The 26751-nt window shown below is 71.1% G+C and carries 24 protein-coding genes; 17 read left to right on the plus strand and 7 right to left on the minus strand.

Annotation, left to right across the window (positions count from 1 at the left end; all coding sequences use genetic code 11):
* Positions 1-67: 67 nt before the first annotated feature.
* Positions 68-601, plus strand: a complete 534-nt coding sequence (locus AC5677_RS05000) for an SRPBCC domain-containing protein (RefSeq protein WP_497193780.1) — start codon at positions 68-70, stop codon at positions 599-601.
* A 50-nt stretch (positions 602-651) separates the two neighbouring features.
* Here the strand turns inward: AC5677_RS05000 and AC5677_RS05005 are convergent, their stop codons facing one another.
* The 3 genes from AC5677_RS05005 to AC5677_RS05015 all read right to left on the minus strand — a co-directional run bounded on the left by AC5677_RS05005 (position 652) and on the right by AC5677_RS05015 (position 2001).
* Positions 652-1098, minus strand: a complete 447-nt coding sequence (locus AC5677_RS05005; RefSeq protein WP_497193781.1) for a cupin domain-containing protein — start codon at positions 1096-1098, stop codon at positions 652-654.
* 30 nt (positions 1099-1128) lie between these two features.
* The gene (locus AC5677_RS05010; RefSeq protein WP_497193782.1) at positions 1129-1311 is read right to left on the minus strand and encodes a hypothetical protein; all 183 of its coding nucleotides are present in this window, start codon (positions 1309-1311) and stop codon (positions 1129-1131) included.
* 84 nt (positions 1312-1395) lie between these two features.
* Positions 1396-2001: a TetR/AcrR family transcriptional regulator gene (locus tag AC5677_RS05015; RefSeq protein ID WP_497193783.1), complete on the minus strand. Its 606-nt coding sequence runs from the start codon at positions 1999-2001 to the stop codon at positions 1396-1398.
* A 121-nt stretch (positions 2002-2122) separates the two neighbouring features.
* Between AC5677_RS05015 and AC5677_RS05020 the strand changes: the two genes are divergently transcribed.
* Entirely contained in the window at positions 2123-3220 is a 1098-nt protein-coding gene (locus AC5677_RS05020; protein ID WP_497193784.1) for an alkene reductase, read from the plus strand.
* 274 nt (positions 3221-3494) lie between these two features.
* On the opposite strand, the gene AC5677_RS05025 is transcribed toward AC5677_RS05020, so the two are convergent.
* Positions 3495-3944 carry a MarR family winged helix-turn-helix transcriptional regulator gene (locus AC5677_RS05025; protein WP_497193785.1) on the minus strand — a complete coding sequence of 150 codons (450 nt, stop codon included), beginning with the start codon at positions 3942-3944 and terminating at the stop codon, positions 3495-3497.
* A gap of 223 nt (positions 3945-4167) precedes the next feature.
* Between AC5677_RS05025 and AC5677_RS05030 the strand changes: the two genes are divergently transcribed.
* From AC5677_RS05030 to AC5677_RS05055, 6 genes are all read left to right on the plus strand, one after another.
* On the plus strand, positions 4168-4794 hold the full coding sequence (locus AC5677_RS05030; RefSeq protein WP_497193786.1) for an isochorismatase family protein: 627 nt from the start codon (positions 4168-4170) through the stop codon (positions 4792-4794).
* A gap of 135 nt (positions 4795-4929) precedes the next feature.
* Positions 4930-6579, plus strand: a complete 1650-nt coding sequence (gene mdlC, locus AC5677_RS05035; RefSeq protein WP_497193787.1) for a benzoylformate decarboxylase — start codon at positions 4930-4932, stop codon at positions 6577-6579.
* A 662-nt stretch (positions 6580-7241) separates the two neighbouring features.
* Positions 7242-8678, plus strand: coding sequence for an NADP-dependent phosphogluconate dehydrogenase (gene gnd / locus AC5677_RS05040; RefSeq protein ID WP_497193788.1), 1437 nt, complete (start codon positions 7242-7244; stop codon positions 8676-8678).
* A 213-nt stretch (positions 8679-8891) separates the two neighbouring features.
* Positions 8892-9332 (plus strand): GntR family transcriptional regulator, encoded by a 441-nt coding sequence (locus AC5677_RS05045; protein WP_497193789.1) that lies wholly within the window; start codon positions 8892-8894, stop codon positions 9330-9332.
* A gap of 113 nt (positions 9333-9445) precedes the next feature.
* Positions 9446-10576: an alpha/beta hydrolase family protein gene (locus AC5677_RS05050; protein ID WP_497193790.1), complete on the plus strand. Its 1131-nt coding sequence runs from the start codon at positions 9446-9448 to the stop codon at positions 10574-10576.
* A 281-nt stretch (positions 10577-10857) separates the two neighbouring features.
* On the plus strand, positions 10858-12360 hold the full coding sequence (locus AC5677_RS05055; RefSeq protein WP_497193791.1) for a sugar transferase: 1503 nt from the start codon (positions 10858-10860) through the stop codon (positions 12358-12360).
* 76 nt (positions 12361-12436) lie between these two features.
* On the opposite strand, the gene AC5677_RS05060 is transcribed toward AC5677_RS05055, so the two are convergent.
* Positions 12437-13381, minus strand: coding sequence for a GDP-L-fucose synthase family protein (locus tag AC5677_RS05060; RefSeq protein WP_497196513.1), 945 nt, complete (start codon positions 13379-13381; stop codon positions 12437-12439).
* Between the two features lie 186 nt (positions 13382-13567).
* Here AC5677_RS05060 and gmd point away from each other — a divergent pair, with 186 nt between their 5' ends.
* From gmd to AC5677_RS05075, 3 genes are read left to right on the plus strand one after another with little or no spacing between them, the layout of a single operon-like run.
* A complete protein-coding gene (gene gmd, locus AC5677_RS05065) occupies positions 13568-14581 on the plus strand; it encodes a GDP-mannose 4,6-dehydratase (RefSeq protein ID WP_497193792.1) in 1014 nt (337 codons plus the stop codon).
* The gene (locus AC5677_RS05070; protein ID WP_497193793.1) at positions 14578-15114 is read left to right on the plus strand and encodes an LbetaH domain-containing protein; all 537 of its coding nucleotides are present in this window, start codon (positions 14578-14580) and stop codon (positions 15112-15114) included. Before gmd ends, AC5677_RS05070 begins: the two co-directional genes overlap by 4 nt.
* Positions 15111-16229 carry a glycosyltransferase gene (locus AC5677_RS05075; protein WP_497193794.1) on the plus strand — a complete coding sequence of 373 codons (1119 nt, stop codon included), beginning with the start codon at positions 15111-15113 and terminating at the stop codon, positions 16227-16229. Before AC5677_RS05070 ends, AC5677_RS05075 begins: the two co-directional genes overlap by 4 nt.
* Positions 16230-16264: 35 nt before the next feature.
* On the opposite strand, the gene AC5677_RS05080 is transcribed toward AC5677_RS05075, so the two are convergent.
* On the minus strand, positions 16265-17485 hold the full coding sequence (locus AC5677_RS05080) for a glycosyltransferase (protein ID WP_497196514.1): 1221 nt from the start codon (positions 17483-17485) through the stop codon (positions 16265-16267).
* Between the two features lie 182 nt (positions 17486-17667).
* Between AC5677_RS05080 and AC5677_RS05085 the strand changes: the two genes are divergently transcribed.
* From AC5677_RS05085 to AC5677_RS05105, 5 genes are all read left to right on the plus strand, one after another.
* Positions 17668-19158, plus strand: coding sequence for a hypothetical protein (locus AC5677_RS05085; RefSeq protein ID WP_497193795.1), 1491 nt, complete (start codon positions 17668-17670; stop codon positions 19156-19158).
* Positions 19155-20831, plus strand: a complete 1677-nt coding sequence (locus tag AC5677_RS05090; RefSeq protein ID WP_497193796.1) for a polysaccharide biosynthesis tyrosine autokinase — start codon at positions 19155-19157, stop codon at positions 20829-20831. Before AC5677_RS05085 ends, AC5677_RS05090 begins: the two co-directional genes overlap by 4 nt.
* Positions 20828-22402 carry an oligosaccharide flippase family protein gene (locus AC5677_RS05095; RefSeq protein ID WP_497193797.1) on the plus strand — a complete coding sequence of 525 codons (1575 nt, stop codon included), beginning with the start codon at positions 20828-20830 and terminating at the stop codon, positions 22400-22402. Before AC5677_RS05090 ends, AC5677_RS05095 begins: the two co-directional genes overlap by 4 nt.
* A 160-nt stretch (positions 22403-22562) precedes the next feature.
* Positions 22563-24101, plus strand: coding sequence for a fibronectin type III domain-containing protein (locus tag AC5677_RS05100; RefSeq protein ID WP_497193798.1), 1539 nt, complete (start codon positions 22563-22565; stop codon positions 24099-24101).
* A 50-nt stretch (positions 24102-24151) separates the two neighbouring features.
* On the plus strand, positions 24152-24580 hold the full coding sequence (locus tag AC5677_RS05105) for an FAD synthase family protein (RefSeq protein WP_497193799.1): 429 nt from the start codon (positions 24152-24154) through the stop codon (positions 24578-24580).
* Between the two features lie 61 nt (positions 24581-24641).
* Here AC5677_RS05105 and AC5677_RS05110 read toward each other — a convergent pair whose 3' ends face one another.
* A complete protein-coding gene (locus tag AC5677_RS05110) occupies positions 24642-25373 on the minus strand; it encodes a CDP-alcohol phosphatidyltransferase family protein (protein WP_497193800.1) in 732 nt (243 codons plus the stop codon).
* 40 nt (positions 25374-25413) lie between these two features.
* On the opposite strand from AC5677_RS05110, the gene AC5677_RS05115 reads away from it, so the two are divergent.
* Positions 25414-26721, plus strand: a complete 1308-nt coding sequence (locus tag AC5677_RS05115; RefSeq protein WP_497193801.1) for a glycosyl hydrolase family 28-related protein — start codon at positions 25414-25416, stop codon at positions 26719-26721.
* The last annotated feature ends 30 nt before the right edge of the window (positions 26722-26751 follow it).

Genomic DNA, 26751 nt, shown 5'->3' on the forward strand with positions numbered 1-26751 from the left:
GCCGTTACATACGGATAGTAACCAATGGGCGCTCGCCCGATCCCCCACGACGTCATGTGAGGAAAAGATGGCCACCAACGCCGTCGGAACCAGTACCGCGGGCGCAGCCGCTGACGGACAGTCCGGCAGCGCGGTCCCGGGGGTACGGCACGACACCTTCACGGTCGGAGTCGACCTGGCCGCGCCGCCGAGCGCGGTGTTCGAGGCCTTTGCCGACACTCCGGTCCGGCGCCGGTGGTTCAAGCTGCCGGGCCGCCAGGTGTCGTACCGCCACGACTTCACCGTGCACGGTGGCGAGACGGCGTCCAGTGTCTTCACGGTCCCGGACGCACCGCCGGAACGGCTCGCGTACGCATCCCGGTACCTCGACATCGCGCCGGGGTCGAGGATCGTCTACGCGTACACGTCCCGCGTGGACGACATACCGCGCTGGACGTCACTGGTCACCGTCGAACTGCGCCCGGAGGCCGACGGCACCCGCCTGAGGTGGACCGAGCAAGCGGCCTTCCTCACCCCTTCCGCGGAGCCCGACCACGACTTCCCCCACCTGCGCGGCGCCACCCGCCTGCGGTTGAACGGCCTTGCGGCGGCTCTGACCTGACGGCCACGGGGCAAGCCGGTACCCGTCCACGCAAGGGGGTCAGTGGCGGGTCAGGCGCCCGGGCGGGGAGCGCGTAGGTGCCGGCGCCGGGCCAGCTCTTCGTCGTCGACCAGAGTGACCATGGGCTGACCCGGTGCGCACAGCATGGTGACGACGAAGCGGCTCGGGGAGTCCGTCCGGTTGTTGCCGTCCTGGTAGTGGATGACATCGCCGCCCGGCTCCCAGAACGACTCACCGGCCTTGATCACCCGCTCCGGCTCACCTTCCAGCTCGAAGAGCATCTCCCCCGCCAGCATGTAGCCGAAGGCAGGTCCCGGGTGCCGGTGCGGAGGGGTACCGGGATCGCCTGGAGGGAACTCGACGAGAACCGTCATCGCCTCCGCCCCCTCCGGAACGAACGGCGGTTTCGCCGACTGCAGCACGGTGAGCGCCGTCTTCCATGCTTCCGAGCGCGGTTGGCTCGCGGCGCTGCCCCTCGTCTCTTCGTTGTTCGGCATGGCGAGTTCTCCCATGGAGGGCCGGCCGGGTCAGGTGAGCTGGTCGGTGTCGGCGGATGGGGCGCTGCGACACGCCTCCTGCCCGGTGGCGTCGAGCTTCTTCTCGGCCTGCGCCCCGGTCGGACCGGCGGCGTCGACGACTGCGGATTTCAGTGCTGCCCCTTCGTCACGCACCCACAGGTCATGCGTCCAGGTTGCGGTGTTGCGGCGCACCGCGCACGTCGGCCCGTGCGCACCTTCGTACGCCGGTGACGCCAGGTTCTCCCGGCATCACCGATGGCAATCGACGCAAGGGCCTCAGCTGTGGTGGGCGCGGGTGTGGAGGTCCTGGCGGGCGGCGGCGAGCAGTTGGTCGGACAGTTCCGGGTCGGTGGAGGCGACCGCGCGGGACAGCAGGAGCGCGCCGGCCATCTGACTGAAGAGGGCGAGGGCGCGCGACCAGGCTTCTTCCTCGTCCAGGCCGGTGGCGTCCTGAATGGCCTGACCGAAGCGGTGCAGGTTGGCGGTCAGTCCGGTGGTGTAGCGGGAGCGGGCGGCGTCGTCGAGGCGGGGGGCGTCGCCGAGGAAGCCCGCGTTGGGGCAGCCGTGGTCGATGTCGGCGCGGTGCTCGGGTGACAGGTACCAGTCGATCTGGGCGTCGACCGGGTCGGTATCGCGTGCGACGGGGGCATCCAGGAGGGCGGTGAGGTTGGCCAGCCCCTTGGTCATGGCCTTGGCCACCACCTCGTCCACCAGGGCTCCCTTGGACGCGAAGTGGTTGTAGAAGCCGCCCCGGGTCAGTCCGGCGGCCGCCATCAGCTCCACCAGGCCGACAGCCTCCGCTCCGCGCTGACGGAACAGCGTCTCGGCGGCGTCCACGATCGCGTCGTGGTTCTCGGCTGCCTTCTGTCGTGACACGCCCATGCCTGGCACCTCCCTCTCGCAACTCATTCACCGTACACGATGTCACTCGACATTGACATGGCACCGGATCGGGCATAAAACGATGTCGAGCGACATTGTGAATGGGTGAGAGGAGCACACGATGAACGTCGCACCGCTGTTCACGCCGGTCCGGATGGGCGATCTGGAACTGCCCAACCGCATCGCGATGGCACCGCTGACCCGGATGCGCGCCGACAATCCCGGCCATGTGCCGACCGCACTGCAGGCCGAGTACTACGCCCAGCGGGCCTCCGCCGGTGTCATCGTCGGCGAGGCGACCGCGATCAGCCCGGACGGCTTCGGCTGGGCCGACACGCCCGGCCTGTGGAGCTCCGAGCAGGTTCACGGCTGGCGGCGGGTGACCGAGGCCGTGCACGCGGCGGGCGGCCGGATGATCGCCCAGCTCTGGCACACCGGGGCCATCTCGCACCCCGATCTGCGCGCGGGCGCCCTCCCGCTCTCGGCCTCCGCCGTCGACCCGCAGCAGCGCAGCGTCACCCCGACCGGCCGCAAGCCCACGGTCACGCCGCGCGCGATGAGCCCCGCCGAGATCCGTCGGACCATCGCCGACTACGCCACCGCTGCCCGCAACGCCCTCACCGCCGGGTTCGACGGCGTGCAGATCCTCGCCAACTACCTCTACCTGCCGGCCCAGTTCCTCAACAAGGCCACCAATCAGCGCACCGACGCCTACGGGGGGTCCATCGAGAACCGGGCCCGGCTGACCCTGGAGATCGCCGACGCGGTGGCCACGGCGGTCGGTCCGGAACGGACCGGCGTCAAGCTCGGCCCGATGCACGAGACCGGTCCGTTCGAGGCCAACGACGAGACCCTGCCGGCCGCCGAGTACGTCATCTCCCACCTGAACGGCCTGTCGCACCTGCTGGTGATGGGCGCCACGCGCGACCTGACCGCAACCCCGCTCGACGGACTGGGCGGCGACGGGATGTTCGCCCACTTCCGGCCGCTGTTCGACGGCACGCTCATCGCCAACGTCGAGTTCGCCGCCGAGCGGGCCGCCCATCTGGTCGATGCGGGGCTCGCCGACGTGGTCGCCTTCGGCCGCCCGTTCATCGCCAACCCCGACCTGCCTGCCCGGCTCGCCACCGGAGCCCCGCTCGCCGACATCGACTGGACCACCGTCTACGCCTCCGGCGCCCGCGGATACACCGACTACCCGGCCCTGGCCACGGTCTGAGACGGCAAGGAGCACCTCATGAAGCTCACCGGAAACACCATCCTGATCACCGGTGGTGCGGGCCCGTGCCCACCGCGACGACGCCGGACCGGACGAGCACACCTACGTCACCGGGTCGAACGCCTCCACGGCCGCCCCGCTCCCGACGCGAGGTGTCCGTCTCCTGCCGGAAACGCCGGATGAACGTCCTGCGGGACGAGTGCGCGCGGTGGGCCAACTCGTCGCACCCGGGCCCGGCGTGCGCGGCCGCGCCTCGGGCCGGTGGTTCGCGCGTTCACCCTGAGGACTTGCGTGGGAGGTCGGCCACACGGCGGAGAGCCGACTTGAAGGCGGCGTATTCCTGCCTGCCCAGCGCCTTCGCGTGACGTTCCTCGATCGTGCGCATGATGGCGGCGGCGGTCTCCATCTGGAGCAGGCCACGCTCGGTGGGGCAGATCAGTTTGGCCCGGCGGTCGGCGGGGTCGGGTGTGCGCTCGACATAGCCCAGGCGTTCGAGATCGTCGATGAGGGAGCCGATGACCTGCTTGTGCCGTCCGGAGGCGCGGGCGAGTTCGCTGGCCCGGATGCCCTCGGCACGCAGGTGGGCGAGGACGGCGCCGGTGCGCGGCTGGATGTCGTCGAAGCCCTGCTCGGCGAGCGCGGCGAACAGCTCGTGTTGAACGGCGAAGAGGACCTGCGCGGCGAGTACGCCGAGGTCCGGTTCCGCGGTCCGGTTCCTGGCCAACGCAGCTCCCGTCTCGATGGTCGTCCGCCGCCGCGCAGGGTGTGACCTGCGCATTCAGGTGTCCCTGAACGACGGCCGGGACGGCACCGGCCCGCCCCGGGCACCCCGCCCCGTCGGGTGCTTGCGCTCCCCCGGGCCGAGGCATAGCGTGAAGTAGTCACCAATATTGACTATCAAGATTAGTGACCAATGAGCTGTGGCTCAACCCAACGAGGAGTGCGAGATGAGCGAGCGCAGCAAGTTCCTGGAGTCGCTCACGCGGGAGAACGCCGCCGTGGTCCTGGTCGACCACCAGGTGGGCCTGCTGTCCGGCGTCCGTGACATCACCGTCGACGAGCTCAAGCACAACGTGGTGGCGCTGGCCAAGGCGGCGACGGTCCTGGGCATCCCGCTGGTCGTGACCACCACTTCGGCCGACAGCCTGTGGGGGCCGACCGCCCCTGAGCTGGTCGAGGCGCTGCCCGCCGACCAGAAGATCATCGACCGCAGCACGGTCAACGCCTGGCACGACAACCGCGTCCGCGAGGCCATCGAGGCGACCGGCCGACAGAAGCTGATCTTCGCCGGGGTGTCGCTGGAGGTGTGCGCGGCGCTGCCCGCGTACGCCGCCACGGCCGCCGGATACGACGCGTACGTCGCCCTGGACGCCTCCGGGACCTTCAGCCGGGCCAAGCGGCAGGCGGGGCTGGTGCGCATGCAGCAGGCGGGCGTCATCGTCAGCGACTACGCCACCCTCATGGTCGAGGCCCTGGCCGACAACGCGGCACCCGAGTCCGGCGCCGTCTACGCCGCCCTCGACATGCCGTTCGCCGTCCTGGTCGGCCAGATCTCCGCGGCCCGTCAGGCATAGCGGCCCCCGACGCGTCCCCGGTGACGGAGCGGGCGGTACGGCTCCGGGGCCGTCGCGCATCGCGAACGGCCCAACATTCGGCGGACACGGCGGCGACGCGCCGGCGGTCGTTCCGTCCGCCACATACTGGGCCGGATGACCTCTCAGCGCCGTGATGAGGAACGGGTGGTGTCCGTGGCTCCGAAATCAACGGTCCACAGCGTTACGTACGATCTGCTGCGCACCCTTGAGCTGACGACCGTCTTCGGTAATCCCGGTTCGACGGAGCAGACCTTCCTCCAGGATTTCCCCGACGACTTCACCTACGTGCTGGCGCTGCAAGAGGCTTCCGTCATCGCCATGGCCGACGCCTTTGCCCAGGTCACGCAGCGCCCGGCGCTGGTCAACGTCCACTCCTCGGCGGGGCTGGGCAATTCCCTGGGCAATCTGGTGGCCGCGTACCGCGGCAACACCCCCCTGATCATCACGTCGGGGCAGCAGCACCGCGAGATGGTCATCGGCGAGCCGTACCTGGGCAATCGGGATGCGACCACCATGCCGAAGCCATGGGTGAAGTGGTCGTACGAGCCCGCCCGCGCCGAAGACGTACCGAACGCCTTCATGCGGGCCTACGCGACGGCCCTCCAGCCGCCGGCCGGCCCGGTCCACCTGTCGATTCCGCTCGACGACTGGAAGAGGCCGCTGGCCGGCTCGGTGCCGGTGCGTACCGTGAGCGCACGGGTCGTGCCCGACGCGCAGCGGCTGCGCTCCTTCGCCGACCGCATCTCGGCGAGCCGCCGCCCCGCGCTGGTCTTCGGACCGGAGGTGGACCGCAGCGGCGGATGGGACTCGGCGATCGCCCTGGCGGAGAAGCTGCGCGCGGCCGTTTACGGGGCCCCCTTGCCGGACCGCGTCTCGTTCCCCGAAGACCACCCGCTCTTCTGCGGCCCGCTCGGCATCTCCATCAAGGCCGTCAGCGATCGGCTGGCCGGGCACGACCTGGTCGTCGTGCTCGGAGGCGAGGTGTTCCGCTACTACCCCTACGTGCCCGGCGACTACCTCCCGGCAGGGACGGAACTGCTGCAGATCACCGCGGACCCCGAGGTCGCCGCGGCCGCGCGGAGGGGCGACAGCCTCCTGGGCGATCCCACGACCGCCATCGACCAACTCCTCGAACTCGTCGCGGAAGGATCGGCGCGGAGCGCCCCCAAGACCATGGAGCGGCCGCGGCAACTCCCGGCGACACCGAGCCGCCCGCTCACCCCGCCAGAGGTCTACGCGTCCCTCAGCAAGCTCAGGCCTCTCGACGCCGTCATCGTCAACGAGTCGACCTCCACCATGGCCCAACAGATCGAGTGGCTGCCCACCGTCGCGTCGGGATCGTTCTTCGCCACGGCCAGCGGAGGCATCGGATGGGGCACTCCGGCGGCGGTGGGGGTCGCCTTGGCCGATCGCAGCCGGGGCGTCCGCCGACCCGTCATCGGCCTGATCGGCGACGGCTCGTTCCAGTATTCCGTCCAAGCCATCTGGACCGCCGCCCAGCACCGACTGCCGATCGTCTACGTGGTCATGCGCAACCAGGAATACTCCATCCTCAAGTCCTTCGCGGAGCTGGAGGAAACCCCCGGCGTGCCAGGGCTCGACCTGCCCGGCATCGACATCGCCTCCCTGGCCCACGGCTTCGGCTGCCGCACCGTCGACGTCGACACCACCGACGACTTGGAACGCGCATTCACCCAGGCCCTCGCCGCCGACACCACAACGGTCATCGTCGTCCCCACTCAGCCCCAGAAGGCCGCGCTGTAGACCGCCCCGGACGGCAACAGGAGGCACCGACGGGGGTCGGCGGCAATACGGCCTGGGGCAGCCAGTCGTTCACCGATCCGGTCGTGACGAACTCGGCGATCCCGGCTGCGAAAGTGCGGCCCAGGGCCCGCTCGGCGTCGGTCGGCCTGCCCAGCATCGGACTCTCCGGGTAGGCGTCGAAGGTGCGGAAGAGGAAGGGCAGTTCGACGCATGACCGTGCCGCGGTCCGTCTCGGCGATCCGGTCTGCGCTGTCCGTCATCGTGTTCACCTCTCTCGCCCCGGAGCGGGGTCAACAGGACCGGTCCACTCCGCCCGGTCAGCCTCCGAACCGACCCCACACGGTGGACGCAACGTCACCACAGTTCCGCACGTGTGCGTCACCACGGCGACGCACACGACACGCCCGGGGAGTCGTCCACGGTCAGGATGCCGGTCGCCGCCGGAGCGCCAGCCCGATCCCCGGGCACCCCGTCCCCGGGGTCGCTCGCCCTTCCGTACCGGCTGCACGCGCCCGACCGGCACGCCAGTGCGTCAGCGATGTCCACTTCATGGGTGATCATCGTGATTTGATATGCAAGATCGGAGTTGGGCGGCCGACAGCGCCTCGCCGGGCCACGGAAACGACGTTCAGGCGTGTCGGGAACGGCAGGAGTTGATGATCATGGCTGGGCAGGCGGACATCGGCGTGACCGGGCTCGCGGTGATGGGCCGCAATCTCGCCCGTAATTTCGCCCGCCACGGGCACACCGTCGCGCTCCACAACCGCACCGAGACCCGCACTCAGGCGCTGATGGACGAATTCGGCGGCGAGGGGAGCTTTGTGCCCACCGGGTCGGCGGAGGCGTTCGTCGCCTCGCTGGCACGGCCGCGACGGCTGATGGTGATGGTCAAGGCGGGGGCGCCCACGGACGCGGTCATCGACGAGTTCGCGCCGCTGCTCGAACCGGGCGACATGATCGTGGACGGGGGGAACGCGCACTTCGCGGACACCCGACGGCGGGAGGCCGCGCTGCGGGACCGGGGGCTGCACTTCGTCGGCACCGGCGTGTCCGGCGGCGAAGAGGGCGCGCTCCACGGCCCGAGCATCATGCCCGGTGGCTCGCCCGAGGCGTACGCCTCGCTCGGCCCCCTGCTGGAGGACATCTCCGCCAAGGTCGACGCCGCGCCGTGCTGCACGCACATCGGGCCCGACGGTGCCGGCCACTTCGTGAAGATGGTGCACAACGGCATCGAGTACGCCGACATGCAGCTCATCGCCGAGGCGTACGACCTGCTGCGCCGGGCGCTGGGCATGGATCCGGCCGGCATCGCCGAGGTCTTCCGGACCTGGAACCAGGGCCGGCTGGAGTCGTACCTCATCGAGATCACCGCCGAGGTCCTGGGACACACCGACGCCGCCACCGGCAAGCCGTTCGTCGACGTGGTGCTCGACCAGGCGGAGCAGAAGGGGACGGGCCGCTGGACCGTGCAGACGGCACTGGACCTGGGCGTACCGGTGAGCGGAATCGCCGAGGCCGTCTTCGCCCGCTCACTGTCCGGCCACGCCGACCTCCGCGACGCCTCGCAGGGACTGCCGGGCCCGGCCGGCCGGCGCCTCGGCGGGTCGGCGGCCGAGTCCTTCACCGACGACGTCGAGCAGGCGCTGTACGCGTCGAAGATCGTCGCCTACGCACAGGGCGTGCACCAGATCCAGGCCGGCAGCCAGGAGTACGGGTGGGGAATCGACCCGGGAGCCGTGGCGAAGATCTGGCGCGGCGGCTGCATCATCCGGGCCCGCTTCCTGAACCGGATCACCGAGACCTACCGCGGCACGGACCAGCCGGTGACGCTGCTGACCGCGCCCTACTTCCGGGAGGCACTGGAGGCGGCGCAGGACGCCTGGCGGCGGGTGGTGTCCTCGGCGGCCGAACTGGGTCTTCCCGCCCCCGGATTCTCGGCGGCGCTCGCCTACTACGACGCCCTGCGTTCACCGCGGTTGCCGGCGGCGCTCATCCAGGGCCAACGGGACTTCTTCGGCGCACACACCTACCGACGCACCGACCGTGACGGGGCATTCCACACCCTCTGGGGCGGCGACCGCACCGAGCACTCCGCCTGACCGACTCGATCGATCCGGTCGAGGGGATCCGGTCCCTTCCGCGACGCGGCCGGCTCTCCCACGTCGCCACGTCGGTGATCATCCCGACGGAACCGGGCCGATGGAGAACCGCAAGCTTTCAGCGAGACTTTAGCGCGTCCTTAACGCGCCTCTCCGGCAGACCGCCGTACTGTTCTATGCAGGGTAGAACAGGGCGACGATGGGAGCCCGAACGTGATCCTCGGCCTCGATCCGGGCGGCGAGGTGCCCATTTACCAGCAGATCCGGAACCGGATTGTTGAGGCCATCGCATCCGGTGAACTCGTCGAAGGCAGTTCACTGCCCTCGACCCGGCAGCTCGCCGTCGATCTGGGCATCAATTTCCACACCGTGAACAAGGCGTACGACCTGCTGCGACGGGAGGGTCTCCTCCGGATCAACGGCAAGAGCGGCGCCCTGGTGCAGCGTGACGCCCGCAGCGGTCCGCCCGCGCCCGGCTTCGCCGACGAGTGGGAGACGCGGCTGCGGACACTGCTCGCCGAAGCGGTTGCCCATGGCATCGGCGATCCGACGGTTCTGGACAGCTGCGGGGGCGTGCTGACCTCGTTCACCTCATCCGCGCGTGCCGCAGCCGGCGCAGCCCACGGCACGGTGCAAGGAGACGCGGCGTCATGAACAGCGGGGCGCTGCAGGTCGACGCAGCCATCCCCCTGGCCGCCCGCTGACGTCGGGAGGAGTCGCTCGCGGACCCGCACGTTTCCCGCATTCCCGGACCGTTGGGAGAACTCATGCGTGGGAGCACCGGCACCTGGCGGCGCCGCGCACTGGCCGTACTCATGGCCGCGGCCGCCGTCACCATGGCCGAGCCGGCGTTGGGAACGGCCGACGCGGCGTTGGGGACGGCCGACGCGACCACAGCGGCCCGTTCCACGGCCGTCATACCCGCCGCCGATCACCAGGTGCGGTTCACCGTCGGCGGCGCCACCACGTACGGCACCGTGCACATCCCCGCCCATCGCGCGGGCCAACGGCTTGCCGCCGCGCTGTTGCTCCCCGGCAGCGGCCCGACGGACCGCAACGGCGACCAGCCGCCCGTGTTCACTCCACACACCCTCGCCCTGATCGCGAGCGTCCTGGGCGAGAACGGTGTGATGAGCCTGCGCTTCGACAAATTCGGCACCGGCCGTACCGAATGGGGCCGGTACAAGAACCCCGAGCACATCGACATGGCCGCGTACACCGCCCAGGCCGTCGCCGCGTACAACGTCCTGCGCGCCCAGCCCGACGCCGACCCGCACAAGCTGATCATCGTCGGGCACAGCGAGGGAGGCCTCCAGGCACTGCTCGTCGCCCGCGCCGTTCACCCGAAGCCCGCCGGGCTGGCGCTCATCGCCCCGCAGGCCACCCGGGTCCTGGACGCGATCGGCCGGCAACTCGGGGACAACTTGGACAAGCTGGTCAAGGCGGATGAACTCTGGCCTGGGCAGGCGCAGTTGAACAAGTACGGCGTATACCGTTCCATCGCGGACTTCCGTGCCGGACGCCAGGTGGACACCTCGGGACTGCTGCCCTTCATCGTTTCCTCGCTGAACGTGATGTTCGGTCCGCGCAACGCCCTCTTCGTCCGCAGCGACGACGCCATCTATCCGCCGGACATCGCCCGAGGCGTCGCCCCAGGCACCCGCGTCCTGGTCACCTGTGGCACCGCGGACACCAACGTGCTGTGCCGGACAATGCCACCGCTGCTCGCGGCCTTGGCCGCGGCCCGGACCACCGGTCCCGGACTACGGGTCCTGCCCGGCCTCGACCACTTCCTTCACCCGGCGGACACCCCGCTCAACGAACAGATGATCGCCCTGGCCGCACAGCGCGCCCTGTCCGACTTCGTCCGCCCTTGGAAGTCGGACGCGGCGAGCTGAGCGACCGGTGCCCGGCCGCGACGGAGTCGGCGGCATACACCAACTCGCGGTGGATGAGAGGGAGTTGGTCCTCGCGCATCCCGGCCACCATGCCGGACACCCCAGGATGATGGATCACAACGTCCCTCAACCGTAAACAATGACTCACAAGAACAGTCAAAATAGGTAAACAGCAGCAGTCGGACGCATCGTGCTCTAGCGTTCACGTCCAGCACGGAGGCGGCCGGGCGCCGGGGGGGGGCGGCCGCGCCGGAATTGAGGGGACGACCAAGTGGGGGGCCATGGGGTTGTTCGAAGCTGCCGCGTCACGGGGGGCCTCCTCTCCCGCCACGACGGCAGGGCTGCGGTGTGCGTCGGGACCGCACCGGGCAAGCAGACGCAGGAACGTCGAACGGCGGCTCCTGCAGGGGGTGTTGGTAGCGGATGTGGTCGGCACGGTGGTGCCGGTCGGGGTGGCCTGTGCGGCGACGCGGCAGCCGCAGCCGGTGCTCGTCGCCGTTCTGGCCGGCGCCGCATGGCTTGTCGTGGGTGCGGCAAAGAATCGTTACGGCAGGGATGAGCTGGGGGCGGGCGGAGCGGTGCTGCCCGTGTTACGGGACTGGCTGACGATGCTGGGGGTGCTGGGCGTCGTCTGCGTCGCGGCGCGCATCGATGTGGCCACCACGGTCTGCGTGCCGGCGCTGGTGCCCGCTCTGGCGCTGACCGTGGTCCGGCGCAAGCTCGTCCACCGCTACCTCCTCGCCGTCCGCCGCCGGGCGCAGGCGCTGCGCCGGGTGCTGCTGGTCGGGGAGGCGGGCGCGGTCGACATGGCGCTGGCGGGGCTGGCACACCGCACCGATCACGAGTACGTCGTCGTCGGCGGCTGCCTCGTCGGGGCGGAGCCGTTCGAGGCGGCGGTGCCCGTGCCGGCGCGGCTCGCCCGGGACGGGGACGGCCTCGAAGCGCAGCTGGACGGGCAGACCGTACTGCGGTGTGCGGCCGAGTTGGACGCCGATCTGGTCTTCGTGGTGCCGGGCCGCCGGATGTCCGCCGCACGGGTGCGCCGGCTGGCCTGGGCGCTGCACGACGAGGGCCGGGATCTGGCCATACTTCCGGGACTGTTCGATGTGTCCCGGCACCGGGTCAGGATCGCCGAGGCGGCCGGTCTGACGGTGCTGCACATAGCGCCGGCGGCACGGCGGGGGCTTCCGGTGGTGCTGAAGGGGGCCACGGACCGGGCGGGGGCGCTGCTGCTGCTGGTGCTGCTCGCCCCCGTGTTCGCCGTGGTGGCGACGGTGATCAGGCTCTCCTCCGCGGGGCCGGTGTTCTACTGGCAGATGCGGGTGGGCCGGGACGTGATGCCGTTCCGGATGTGGAAGTTCCGCACGATGGTCGTCGCCGCCGACCGGATGCGGGCCGCGCTGGAAGCGGCGAACGAGCACGACGGGGCGATGTTCAAGATGCGGCGCGATCCGCGGGTGACCCGGGTCGGCCGGGTGCTGCGCCGCTTCTCGCTGGACGAACTGCCGCAGCTGTTCAACGTACTGGCGGGCCATATGTCGCTGGTCGGGCCGCGGCCGCCGCTGCCCGAGGAGGTCGAGCGGTACGACGGCACCGAGCTGCGCAGGCTGTCGGTGAAACCGGGACTGACCGGGTTATGGCAGGTCAGCGGCCGGTCCGATCTCTCGTGGGACGAGACCGTCGCGCTGGATCTGAGCTATGTGGACAACTGGTCCTACGCCCGCGACCTCGATGTGCTGGCCCGCACCGTGCGGGCCGTGGTGGACGGTCGCGGTGCGTACTGAGCGGGGCGGGGGCGGGCGGGCGGCCGGCGGCACCTCGTCGAGGACCGGCCGGCCGCCCGCCCGGGGCGCGGCGCTCTCACGCCGGCGCGAACTGCGCGCGCCACGCCCGGTAGGTCTGGGCGATGCCCTCGGCGAGCGGCACGGTCGGCGCCCAGTCCAGCGCGCGCATCCGGCTGATGTCCAGCAGCTTGCGCGGGGTGCCGTCGGGGTGGGACGGGTCGAAGGCGATCCGGCCCTCGTAGCCCACGACGGAGGCGACGGTGTGCGCGAGGTCGGCGATGGTCAGGTCCTCGCCGCAGCCGACGTTGACCGGGGCGTCGCCGTCGTGGCGGCGCAGCAGCACCTCGCACGCCGAGGCCAGGTCGTCGACGTGCAGGAACTCGCGCCGGGGCGTGCCCGTGCCCCAGAGGGTGAGGCGGTCCAGCCGGTTCTCCTTGGCCTCGTGGCAGCGGCGGATGAGCGCGGGCAGGACGTGCGAGGTCGCCAGGTCGAAATTGTCGCCGGGGCCGTAGAGATTGGTCGGCATGGCGGAGATGAAGGACGCGCCGTACTGCCGCCGGTAGGACCGGATCTGGATCAGCCCGGCGATCTTGGCTATCGCGTACGCCTCGTTGGTGGGCTCCAGGGGGCCGCTCAGCAGGGCGTCCTCGGTGATCGGCTGGGGGGCGTGGCGGGGGTAGATGCAGCTCGACCCGAGGAACAGCAGCCGGCGTACGTCCGCGCGGTGCGCGCCGGCGATGACGCTGAGCTGGATGACGAGGTTGTCCTCCAGGAAGTCCACGGGGCTGGTGCTGTTCGCCATGATCCCGCCGACCTTGGCGGCCGCCATGACGACGGCGTCGGGGCGGGTCCTGCGCAGGTAGGCGGCGGTGGCCTCGGCGTCCCTCAGGTCGAGTTCGGCGCGCGACCGGGTCAGTACGTCGTAGCCCTGGGCGGTCAGCCGCCGGGCGACGGCGGATCCCACCAGGCCGCGGTGGCCGGCGACGAAGACACGGGCGGGTGGGGGCAGCAGGTCATCCATGGCATCCATGGGCGGATTGTGGCAGTAGATCCGCTATGCCCACCCTCTATTTCCGGAAATTTCTGCCATGCCTCGCTCTCGACCACCGGGAGGCGAACGGGTAGCGTCCGCGCCCCGCGCCCTCGGCGCAGGGGGAAATCACCTCGTTCGGTCTCTCGTCACCATCGCTTCTCGTGGGGGGAAGTCATGCCCAAGACCGCTGTCATCACCGGCATCACCGGCCAGGACGGCTCGTATCTGGCGGAGCTGTTGCTGAGCAAGGGCTACGAAGTGCACGGGCTGCTCAGGCGCTCGTCGAGTTTCAACACCGAGCGCATCGACCACATCTACCAGGACCCGCACACGCCCGGCCGGCGGCTGCTGCTCCACCACGTCGACCTCTCGGACGGGGTGGCGCTGGTGAACCTGCTGCATGACGTGCAGCCCGACGAGGTCTACAACCTCGGCGCGCAGTCCCATGTCCGGGTCTCCTTCGACGCGCCGCTCTACACCGGCGACGTGACCGGTCTGGGCGCCCTGCGGCTGCTGGAGGCCATCCGTGCCAGCGGCATCCGGACCCGGCTGTACCAGGCCTCGTCCTCGGAGATGTTCGGCGCCACGCCGCCGCCCCAGCACGAGGGCACGCCGTTCCACCCGCGCAGCCCCTACGGCTGCGCCAAGGTGATGGCGTACTGGTCCACCGTCAACTACCGCGAGGCGTACGGCCTGTTCGGCGTCAATGGCATCCTCTTCAACCACGAGAGCCCGCGTCGCGGCGAGACCTTCGTCACCCGCAAGATCACCCGCGCGGTGGCCCGAATACAGGCCGGACTGCAGGAGCACCTCTACCTCGGCAACCTCGACGCGGTCCGCGACTGGGGCTACGCCCCCGAGTACGTGGAGGCCATGTGGCTGATGCTGCAGCGCGACGAGCCGGACGACTACGTGGTGGCGACGGGGGTGGCCGCGACCGTACGGGACTTCCTCCAGGCCGCGTTCGGCTCGGTGGGGCTGGACTGGGAGCGCAGCGTGCGCTTCGACCCGAAGTACGAACGGCCCAGCGAGGTGGACGCGCTGATCGGCGATCCGTCCAAGGCCAGGAGCCTGCTGGACTGGTCGGCGAAGGTGCAGTTCGACGAACTGGCCCGGATCATGGTCGAGTCGGACGTACGGCAGCTGGAGGACGAACTCTCCGGACTCCGGGTGCGGGTGGACCGATGAGCGCTCCCGCCACGGCGCGTCGGCTGCGCGGCTTCAGCGGTGCCGGTTACGACAAGGGGCGCGGACTTGCGGTGCAGGCCGCCTGGTTCGCGGTGCTCAACCTCGTCTTCGTCAAATGGTGGTGTCCGCCGCGGCTGCGGCCGGTGCTGCTGCGCGCGTTCGGTGCCCGGATCGGGTGCCGGGTGCTCATCCGGCACCGGGTGCGCGTGCAGTGGCCGTGGAAGCTGTCGGTCGGCGACGACGTCTGGGTGGGCGAGGGCGCCTGGCTGATCAACCTGGAGCCGATCACCATCGGCAGCGACGTCTGCGTCTCCCAGGGGGCGGTGCTGTGCACCGGGAGCCATCAACGGCGCTCTCCCACCTTCGAGTTCGACAACGCGCCGATCCGGCTGGAGGCCGGGGCGTGGGTGGCCGCGCGCGCCATGGTGCTGCGCGGGGTCACCGTCGGGGCGGGCGCGGTGGTCGGCGCGGGCGCGGTCGCCCACCGGGACGTGCCCGCGGGGACCGTGCACACCACCGGAGGCGTCCGGTGAGGATCACCCATGTCGTCACCCTGGTCAGCGACGACGGCGCGTACGGCGGCCCGGTGAGCGTGGCGACCGGGCAGCTGGGCGAACTCGCCGCACGGGGCCATGAGGTGGAGCTGGTCTCGCTGTGGCGGGGACGGGGCGCGCCCCCGCGCACCGTGGACGGGGTACCGCTGCGCGCCCGCCGGGCCCGCACGCTGGTGCCGGGGCAGGGGTTCCTCGGCCTGTTCCACCCCGGCCTGCTGTGGCTGCTGTGGCGCCGCACGGGCCGGGCCGAGGTGCTGCATCTGCACGCCGGACGCGATCTGGTGTCGCTGGCCGCGCTGGCGGTGGCCGTGGCGCGCCGCCGGCCCTTCCTGGTGCAGACGCACGGCATGGTCCAGCCCCGCCGCTCGGCCGTCGCCCGGCTCTTCGACCGGGCCTACGTCCCGCTGCTGCGCAGGGCGGCGGCGGGACTGGTGCTGACCGAGGAGGAGGAGACCGGGCTGCGGCGGGTGCTGGGGCCGCGTGGGCCGCGGCTGGTCCGGCTCCACAACGGGGTGCGGGCCCGGCCGGCCGACGTGGCGCGGGAAACCGCCGATGTGCTCTTCCTGGCCCGGCTCCAGGCCCGCAAGCGGCCCGAGGCGTTCGTGCGGATGGCCGCGCTGGTGCACCGCAAGCGGCCCGACGTGACGTTCGCCGTGCACGGTGCGGACGAGGGGCAACTCGCCGGTGTGCAGCGGCTGATCGCCGACGAGGGGTTGTCGGAGGCGGTGCGGTACGGCGGTGCCCTGGACCACGACGCGGCGGTGCGGCGGACCGCGCGGGCCACCGTCTACGTCCTGCCGAGCATCGACGAGCCGTTCCCGATGACCGTGCTGGAATCCCTGGCCGTGGGCACGCCCGTGGTCTGCACCGACAGCTGCGGCATCGCCGGCACGCTGCGGCGGCGCGCGGCCGCCGTGGTGACCGACGGTTCGCCGGAGCAGCTGGCCGATGCGGTGCTGCGGCTGCTGGAGGACGACGAGCTGCGTGACCGCGTGGTGTGCGCGGGCCACGCGGCCGTCGAGGCGGAGTTCTCCCTGGCGGCCGTGGCCGACCGGCTGGAGGAGTTCTACCGGTCTCTCACGGGAGCGTGGTGACGGGGGCGGCCGGGGTGCGGCCCCGCCGCCCGGACCTACCGGCGGGCGTCCCGCCCAGCGGTGGCGTGGTGCAGCAGCGCGGTGATCCGCTCCAGTCCCGCCCGGCTGCTCAGCCGCTCCTCGACGTAGCGGGGCCCACGGGCGCCGAGGCAGGCGGCCCGCCCGGGGTCGGCGGCGAGCGCGCGCACCTCGGCGAGCAGCGCCTTGGGGTCCTCCGGCGCGATCACCGCTCCGGCGCCCGAGCGCAGCACCTCCTGGGCGGTTCCGCCCTCGGCGGCCACCGAGGCGATCACCGGCCGCCCGGTCATGAAGTACGAGGTCAGCTTGGACGGCAGGCTCATGTCGAGCACGGACGCCTTCTGGGTGACCGCGAGGACGTCGGCCGCGGCGAGGACGTCGGAGAACTCCTCCGCGCCGGCCGGTGGCAGGAAGGACAGCGCCGGGACGCCCGCGGCGAGCCGCTGGAGATGTGCGCGCTGGTTGCCGTCGCCCATGAGCACGATCCGTACCGGGGCGGCCTCCTGACCGGCGAGCCTGGCGGCCTCGACGAGGACGTCCAGGCCCTGTTTGAGCCCCATGTTGCCGGCGTGCAGGACCACGGTCTCCTCCGGCGGCCAGCCGAGCCGGGCCCGGGTCCGCTCCCGGTCGCCGCCGGGCCCTTGCACATGCGTCCAGTTGGGCACCACATGCACCCGGGACCGCGGCACCCCCATCGCCGTGACCCGCGCCACGAACGACTCGTGGACCACCCCGACGACCGCGGCGCCGCGCAGGATCCGGGCCTCCACGGCGCCGGCCAGCGCGGCGGTCCCGCCGCCGCCGCGGATGCCGCTCTGCGCCGCCGCCGCGCCCATCAGGTCCTGGACCACCACGACATGCGGGGCGCCGGACCGCCGGGCCAGCCGCCCGCCGAGCACTCCCCCGGCCAGGGTGGGCATCTGGGTGAGCACCACATCGGGCCGGAGGCGCGGCGGGGCGAGGACACCGTGCGCCAGGATGCTCGCCTCGAACAGCGCCCGGTGCGCGGCGGTCTGGCGCGGCGGGACGGTGTGCCGGCGCCGGTGCACGGTGACCCCGCCCCGCCGCTCCCGGACCCGCCACCGTCCACGGTATCCCTCCGCCACTTCCCAGGCCGGGTAGTGCGGCATGCCCGCGAGGACATGGGTGTCCGCGCCGGACGCGGCAAGATGTTCGGCTATCTGTGTCGAGTACGGCCCAATGCCGGTGTGTTCGGGTGCGTAGTTGGTCGAGACCACGAGCACGCACCGGCCGGTGAACGAGTCTTCCACGGCTGCCCCCTCTGGCTGTCGGGTCGTCGGAGGAGGAACCGAGTCCCGAGAACGGTGAATTGGGTTGGGATTGTGTCCTGTAGGCGGCCTTACTATGCGATGCCCCTTAGATTGGCCTCGCGGAAGGGGAGTTGGGGGGTGGTCGGCCGATGACGTCCGGGAGACGTGCGGGCGGCGCGCCACCTTCGCGGGCGGTCGCCGCGCTGTGCTGCTGGGTGCTGTTCCTCGTGGTGCTGTTGCCGCTGCTGGTGCTGAGGTCACTGGACGCCCGGTTCGGGGCCGCGCTCGCCGTGCAGTGCGTGGTGGTGGTGCACACCGGTGGCGCGCTCGCCCGGGTGCTGACGGACGTCCGGGCGCGGCTGATCGGCCTGGGGTTCTGGCTCTTCTCGTACGTGTGGCTGGGGCTGGCGCCGCTGGCCATGCTCGCGACGGATGCGTATCCGCGGGGATTCCTGGTCGACGAGCGGACCGGATTCCTCACAACTCTCCTGGTGGAGACGGGACTTCTGGCCTACAGCGCGGGATCGGCGCTGGCGGCGTGGCGTTCGTCCCGCACCTCCGTGGCGCTGGAACCGGTCCTCTCGCGGCGGCTGGCGCCGGGGCGGGTGCTGCTGCTGTGCGGGCTGGCGCTGCTGCTGGCCGTGGTGCTGATTCCCGGTCAGGGCGGGTTACCGGCATTCTTCCTCAGTCGGCAGGCCGCCAACGAGGCGGCGGCACAGGCCGAGCCGTCGGGGTCGGCGGGCCGGGCGATGGCGGCGTGGGCCCTGTCGGTTCCGGCGTTCTGGGCGCTGGTGGCGCTGGTGCACGTACCGCGGTTCAAGGCCGGTGACCGGGTGCTGCGGGGGCTGCGGTGGCTGTTGCTGCCGCTGCTGATCGCGCTGAACGTCGTGGTCAACAACCCCATCAGCCAGCCTCGTTTCTGGGCCGGCACGGTCCTGCTGGCGCTGGTCTTCGGCGCGTCCTGGCTGCGCGGGCCGCGGGCCTTCCGGGTCGGTGCCGCGGGGGTGGCGGCCGTGGTGCTGGTGGTCTTCCCCTACAGCGACTACTTCCGCTACGACAAGCGGGAGCCGGTCCGGGTGGTCGCGCTCGCCGAGCAGTTCACCTCCAACGGCGACTACGACGCGTTCCAGCAGATCGAGACGGGTGTGGACTATGTCCGTACGCACGGCTTCACACCGTCCGCCGCGCTCGGTCCGCCGCTGTTCTTCGTGCCGCGTCCGGCGTGGCCGGGCAAGCCGGACGACGCCGGGGTCCTGCTGGCCCGGCACGCGGGATACCGCTTCGAGAACCTCTCCGCGCCGCTGTGGATCGAGGCATACATGTGGGCCGGATTCCCTTCGGTGGTCGCCGTGTTCGGTCTGATCGGTGCCGTGGGGCGGCGCATCGACGAGGTGCGGCACCGGATCCGGCACCGGCCGGGCACGCTCGCCGCGCTGCTGGTGCCGGCGTTCGGCTTCTACCAGCTGGTGCTGCTGCGCGGCAGTCTCATGGCCATCGTGGGACCGCTCGCCCTGCTGGTGTGCATCCCGCTGCTGATCACCCGCCCGTCCCGGCGCCGGTCCGCACCGGTGCCGGATCCCGTTGTCGCGCCGGCCGAAGCGGCGCCCTCGCCCCTACCCACAGGAGGAGCACGTACGTGAGCGTCTTCGACGAGCCTGCCGAGGAGCCGGACCAGATCCGCGAACAGCTGCGCCGGCTCTTCCGCTACCGGGCCTTCATCGTGCTCGGGCTGGTGCTGGGCATGCTCGGCGGTGCCGCGGTGTCGGTGCTGGGCGGCGAGACCTATACCGCGACCGGTGAGGTGGTGGTGCATGCGATCAGTACCGCGCCGTTCGAGGCGGGTCGTGTCTCGGTGGACAAGCAGATCAGCATGGGTACCGAGCGGCAGATCGCCCAGAGCGCGTCGGTGGCGGCCGGGGCGGCCAAGGCCCTGGGGGAGCGTACGGATCCGGCCGCGCTCCAGCGCGACCTGCGGGTGAGCAATCCGCCCGAGACCCAGACGCTGATGTTCGAGTACAGCGCGGGCTCCCCGGACCGGGCTGCCGAGCTGGTCAACGCCTTCGTCCACGCGTATCTGAGCTACCGGCAGGACGCGGCGGCCCACCGGATCGACACGACGGTCGGCAAACTCGGTGCCGAGCTCGCACCGCTGGTGGCGCAGCGCAAGGTGCTGGACCAGCGGATCGCCGGGGAGGGCGCCGGGTCGGGGCGGACCGCCGACCAGTCCGAGCGCGGCAGTCTGGTGACGGAGATAGCGGATCTGCAGGGGCGGATCGCCAGTCTCAAATCGCTCGACACGACGCCCGGTGACATCGTCCGCAAGGGCGATCCGCCGGCCTTCCCGTCCAGCCCCGGTCTGACGATGCTGCTGCTCACGGGCGCCGTGGCGGGTCTGGTGCTGGGCATCCTGGCGGCCTGGGTGCGGTCGGTGCTGGAGCCGCGGGTCCGGTCGGTGGCGGACGTGCAGGACAATCTGCGGGCACCGGTGCTGGGGATACTGCCGCGCCGGCGGGGCGGCCGGGGGATGCTGGAGGTCGGCCGGTCCGGGCACGGCAACCGGGCGGAGGCGTACCGCACGATCGCCTTCCGGCTGGTGCACGACCGGCGGTTCGCCGGGCGGGGCAGCCTGCTGATCGTGGCGCCCCGGCAGAACGCGGACGCGGTCCCGGTGGCGGTCAACCTGGCCGGGGCGTTCGCCGAGATCGGCAACGACGTCCTGCTGGTGGAGGCGAATCTGCGGACGCCCGTACTCGCCCAGCGGCTGCCGCTGCACCCCGGGCACGGGCGGCCGGTACCGGGGAGTTGGGCCGAGGGCGAGCGGCTGGCGGTGGACGCCGGAGTCGACGGACGGTTCGATCTGCTGCCCGGCCGGGAGGTTCCCAATCCGGCGCGCGCGCTGACGTCGCCGCAGTTCGCGCGGCTGCTGACGGCGTCGTCGGGCCCGCACGAGCACGTCGTGGTCGTCACCGGGCCCTTGCTGGCGCATGCGGACGGGCTGGCCGTGGCGAAACAGGCGGCCGGTGTGGTGGTGGTCTGCGATCTCGCCGAGGTGCGGCGGGACGACCTGGACCGGGTGTGGGAGCTGATCACGGGGGCCGGCGGGCACATTCTCGGTGCCGTCCTCGACAAGGGGCGCAGCGGCCGGCCGCTGCGCCGGCTCACGGACGCCGGCCCGACGGACCGCAAACGCGGCCGGGCGCGTACCGGTGCGGTGGTGGCGCCGCCGCCCGTCCTGCGGGAACAGCCACCGTCCCGTACGGGGCAGACGTCCGGCGGGTCCGCCGCTGCCGACGCCTCGTCGCTGCGCGGATGACGGCGACGGGTCCGGCGGGCCTCGGCGGACGGACGGCGGCGGCGCGCCCTGGGGACGACGGTCCCGACCGGGGTGTCGCCCCGACCGCGCGCGGGAGCCTGATCGCCCTGGCGGGTTCGGCGGCGACGGCGGTCTTCGGGTTCGTCCTGGTCGCCGTCGTCACGCACGGGCTGGGGGCGCGGGGGGCCGGTGCGGTGTTCACCGGCGTCGCGGCGTTCACCATCGTGAGCAATGCGCTGAAGCTGGGGGCCGATACCGCGCTGGTGCGGTACGTCTCCCGGGATCTGGAGCTGACCGGTGGCGCGGGGGTGCCGGGGCTGTTGCGGATCTCGGTGGTGCCTACGCTGCTGGCGAGCGTCGTGGGGGCGGCGGTGGTGCTGTGTTCCCCGGGGCTCGCCGGCTGGCTGCTGCCGGACCTCGCTCCGGACCAGGCCCTCGTGGTGGTGCGGCTGTTCGCGGCGTTCCTGCCGGTGACGACGGTGGCGCTGGTGCTGCTCGGCGCCACCCGCGGGTACGGCTCGGTGGTCCCGTTCGTGGGGGTCGAGCAGATCGGGAAGCCGGCGTTGCGGGTGCTGCTCGCGGTGCCGCTGGTGCTGCTCGCGCCGGGCGTGGCCACGCTGTCGGCGGCGTGGCTGGTGCCGGGGGTGCTGGGTGCGGTGGCGGCCGGGGTTTCCCTGCGCCGGTCCCATCGCGCGCATCCCGGCAGTACCGCACCACCGTCGCAGGCGCGGGAGTTCTGGGCCTTCGCCGGGCCGCGGGCGGTCTCCTCGCTCTTCGACATCGCGGCGGTGTGGATCGGTGTGATCCTGCTGTCGGTGCTGGGGACGAGCGCCGAGGCGGGTGTCCATACGGCCATCGGTCGGCTGGTGACCGCGGGGACACTGCTGCAGCTGGCCGTCCGGCTGGCGGTGGCGCCGCAGATCAGCCGGCTGCTGACGGCCGGGGACACGGACGCGGCGCACCGTCTGCACCGGGTGTCGACGCGCTGGATCGCGCTGTTCTCGTGGCCGGTGTGGGTGGTGCTGGCGGCCTATCCGCGCACCGTGCTGTCGGTGTTCGGGGCGGGGTTCTCCGGCGGGGCGCCCGGCCTGGTGGTGCTGGCGGTGGCCGGTGCGGTGAACGTCGGCGTCGGCAATGCGCAGACGGTCATCCTGATGGCCGGCCGGAGCGTCTGGAACCTCGCGGTGGCCGGGGCCGCGTTCGTGGTCCAACTGGGCGGCGGTATCTGGCTGGTTCCGCGCTATGGGGTACTGGGTGCGGCGGTGTCCTGGGGGCTGGCGATCGTCGTGGACAACGGCCTTTCGGCCTGGCTCGTGCACCGTCGGCTGGGTTTTCGGTCCGTGGACCGGGATTACCTGCTGGCCGCCGGGATCGGTATCGGCGCGGTGGCAACCATCGCGTTCGCTATCCGAACGCTATTCGGCGACAGCGTTCCCGGTGCTCTTTTGGCAATACTTTCTTCCATTGTAGCTTTCGGCGCCCTCGTCCGGCGCTATCGTTTGGCCTTGGGGGTGGGGGAGTTCTTGGGAGTACTGCGAAAACGCGTTCGGAAAGCTTCTGTTGACCGCTGAACACCGATCAGTGGTCACAGAACATCAGTGGTCAAGAACAACAATGGTCACGGAACACCGCTGGCCACGGAACACCGGACGCAATTCCGCACAGAACTCATCTCGTTCACGCGTCCACTCCCGATTAATTCTGATTGCGCCATGATTCCAGGGGGGACCTGTGCGCCAAAGAAACCGAACCGTCCATCTCGTCCTCGCGGCCGCGGTGCTGGGAACCGCCTCGACGGCGCTGGCCGCCGGGCCGGCCCAGGCCTCCGGTGAGGCCACGCTGACCGCCGATCCGCTCGGCACCTGGCAGACCGACGGCATCGTGTGGTCCCTGGCCTACGCCAAGGGCATCGTCTACGTGGGAGGCACCTTCGACCACATCCGGCCACCCGGCGCCGCCCCGGGCACCGGTGAGCTCGCCCGGAAGAACTTCGCCGCCTTCGACGCGAAAACCGGTCAACCGCTGCCGTGCGCACCGGCGTTCACCGGCGGCAGCGGCACCGTCCGGGCCATGAAGCCCTCGCCCGACGGCTCCCTGCTGTACATCGGCGGCTCGTTCGGCAAGGCCGGCCCGGTCGGCCGCTCCAACACCGCCTCCCTGGAGACGGCCGACTGCACGATCGGCGCGGACTGGAAGCCGACCGTCAGCTCGACCGTACGGGCCCTCGACGTGACCGCCGACGCCGTCTACATCGGCGGCGGGTTCGACACCGTGCAGGGGCAGACCCGTGAGCGGATCGCCGCGCTGCGCCCGAACGGCACCCTGCTGCCCTTCAAGGCGACGATCCGGGGTTCGTCGATCCCCAACGACACCACTCCCGGGGTCAACGCCATCACGGTCGCCCCGAAGCTCAACAAGGTCATCATCGGCGGGCGCTTCACCTCGGTGAACGGCAGTCTGCTGGGTGTGCACGCGCTGGCCGGCCTGGATGCGACCACCGGCAAGGTGGTGCATTCCTTCAGCGGCTGGATTCCGCAGCGGTCGGCGGTCAAGACGCTGGTCAACGACGGCACCAACTTCTATCTGGGCGCCGAGGGCACCGGTGGCGGCGTCTTCGACGGCCGGATCGCCGGCCGGCTCTCGGACGGCTCCCGGATCTGGAAGGACACCTGCCTCGGCGCGACGCAGGCCGTGCTGCCGTACAAGGGCGTGCTCTACAGCGGCTCGCACGCGCACAACTGCGAGGACACCCCCGGCGGCTTCCCGGACATCGGCAACCGCCAGCACTTCCTGGCGCAGTCGATCTCCGACAAGACGATCCTGCCGTGGTTCCCGGACACCAACGACGGGATCGGCGAGCAGATCGGGCCGCGCGCGCTGACCATGGCGGACGGCGTGCTGTGGGCGGGCGGCGAGTTCACCACCGTCAACGACGCGCCGCAGCAGGGCCTGACCCGGTTCGCGGCCGCGCCGGACACCGGGGCGCCGCAGGTGCCCTTGCTCAGCGGCGCCAGCGGAGCACGGGGCAAGATCACGCTGAAGTGGAAGGCGTCGTGGGACCGCGACAACGGCGTCCTGACCTACAAGATCTACCGCGACGGCGTGTATCTGACCTCGCTCACCAAGGATTCGCGGTACTGGAACCGGCCGGACATGAGCTACACGGACACCGTCCAGCCCGGCGCACAGCACCGCTACTCCCTGGAGGTCACCGACGGCACCAACGTCTCGGGCCGTAACGGGCCGGTCTATGTGACGGCCAGGAGCTGAGCGGATGCCGCGCGGGGTGGACAGTGGGGAGGGTGGACGGTGAGGGCCGGATGACGCACCGAGTGGGTTATGCGCCCGGGGTCTACGACCTCTTCCATGTGGGGCACCTGAACATTCTCCGGCACGCCAGGAGCCAGTGCGACTACCTGGTGGCCGGTGTCGTCTCGGACGAAATGGCCGAACGGGCCAAGGGGAAGGCCCCGGTCATTCCCCTCACCGAACGGCTGGAGATCGTACGCAGCGTCCGTTTCGTGGACGCGGCATTCGTCGAGACGGTGCCCGACAAATTGGAGACCTGGCAACAGGTGCGGTTCGACGTCATCTTCAAGGGCGACGACTGGCGGGGTACGAGCAAGGGCGACAAGCTGGAGCGCGATTTCGCGACGGTCGGCGTCGAGGTGATCTATTTCCCGTACACCGTGCACACCTCGAGCACCCTGCTGCGTCAGGCGCTCGCCGGTCTGGCGAATTCCGCATGAGGCACGGCGGCTCCGGTGACATTCCGGGGCCGCCCGCCACGGCGTATTCCGTCCCCGTCCCTCAGCGGCCGGGGACGGACAATTCGCGGTACCACTTGGCGAGGAACGCGACCATGAAAAGAACGTGCGCGGCGAACAGGACGCAGTACCCGGCCACGAAGAGGTTCCGGTCGGCGAACAGCAGGAACAGCAGGCAGAACACCCCGTAGTCGACGGGGAGCAGAGCCACCGCGCGCAGTCGCGAGACCGGTGCCGCGGCGGCCGGGCGGGGCGCGCCGTCGCGCAACCGCTCGGCGCGTGTGAGCTGTTCCGTGAGGACACCGCCGAAGAAGACCATGACGGCGGCGAATTGGAAGGCGATGGGGACGAACAGCAGCGTGGGCTCGGAGAATCCGAAGTGGCGGTGGAAGGAGACGAGTACGGCCATGTGGAGGGCCAGCATTTTGGCGCAGTCGATCACATGGTCCAGCCACTCCCCCGCGGCACTGCCGGTGCCCGTCAGACGGGCCAGCTGTCCGTCGGCGGAATCGAGGGCGAAACCGAGCACCAGCGCCGCGACAATACCCAGCGCCGCCACCGGCGAGGGGCGCAGCGCGGCAATCATCAGGACGCCGGTAAAGGTGAAGGCGCCGCTGATCAGAGTTATCTGATTGGGCGTCAGTCCCATTCCGTATCCCGCGGCGGCCAGCACCCGCCCGATCGGACGGTTCACACCGCGCGAGTACAGGGACACCCCTTTCGCGGTTTTCTGGGCCGTCGAGAGTTCTCTGATCGCATATCCGAAGCGGCTCATATCCCCCACCTGATGCATTGGCCCCCGAAGGAGCAACATCATGACAGGCAGGACCTCTCCGTCAAATGGTGCGGCCACGCGTCGGACAGTGGTGGCCGGAACGGCCGCCGCGCTCGCCGCCGCACTGGCCGGATGCGACTCCGCGCCCACCGACTCCTCGCCCGGGGACCGGTCGGACGAGGCCCTGGCGCCGAAGGTCACCGGGCAGAAGCCCAAGGGCAGGGACGTCATCGACGTGGTGGCGGACTGCGGCGCCAAGGGCGACGGCCGCACCGACGACAGCCGGGCGTTCGCCCGCGCCTACGCCTATGCGGCCGGCCGGGTGTGGGACCACGTGGGCCGCACCGTGATCGACGTACCGGCCGGCACCTACCTCATCCGCTCCCCGCACGCGCTGCTCGACGCCCCCGGGGGCAAGCTCAAGGCGAACGGCCTGCGGTTCCGCGGGGCGGGAAAGCGCATGACGCAGCTGCTCTTCGCGCCGTCGCGCGCCGCGGGCGCCTACCTCTGCCGCAACGAGGACAGCTGGGCGAACGTGGACTTCGAGCACCTGGCGTTCGCCTCCGGCACCGCGGGCGCCTCGTTCTTCTACTCCTACTCCACCGGCCAGGCGCAGGACTACCGTTTCACCGAATGCGAGTGGACCGGTGAGTGGACGTACGGAATCGCCCTCGACGGCAGCAACACCAATTCGGAGATGCGCTGGGACGCCTGCCGGGTCGGCGGCGCCTACCGCAAGGCGTTCCTCTACTCCGGCCTCTCGCAGAAGTCGCCGGACCCGGCGCAGCAGGACCAGTTCCTCAACTACTGGTTCACCGACATGAAGGTCGAGTACTCCTGGGGGAACTTCCTGGAGTTCCCCTACGGCGGTTCCCTCACCTGCCGCGGCGGCTCGTACATCATCACCGGCCGGCGCCCCGAGAACTCCGGCGACTACGGGCGCACCAGCACCTTCTTCCGCTTTCCGCGCGCCGCGCACCACGACTCCGTACAGCGTTTCCACGCCGAGGACATCCGCTTCGAGGTGCGGAACGCGGACACCGTCGTGATCGACTGCGCCTGGGGCAGCGGGACGGTGCACTTCAACGACTGCGACGACACCGCACACGCCTTCAAGCCCTTCGCGGCCGGCACCCGGCCGCACCGCTACCGGACCGGGGCGCGGGGGCCGCTGGTGCGCTACGACTCATGTCAGCTGTCCGGGAAGCACCTCTACGAGGAGGACGGCGACGGGGCCGGCGGCCCCCGGGTCCGCTACGACATGTGTCTGCTGCGCAATCACTCCGCGCGGGAGTTCATCGCCGGCTCCGGCGACCGCGTGCGGTTCGTCGACTGTCTGGAGGTGTGAGGTCGACTGCCCGGAGGCCTGGGCGGGAGG

The sequence above is a fragment of the Streptomyces sp. JLSY215 genome, from assembly GCF_059682825.1.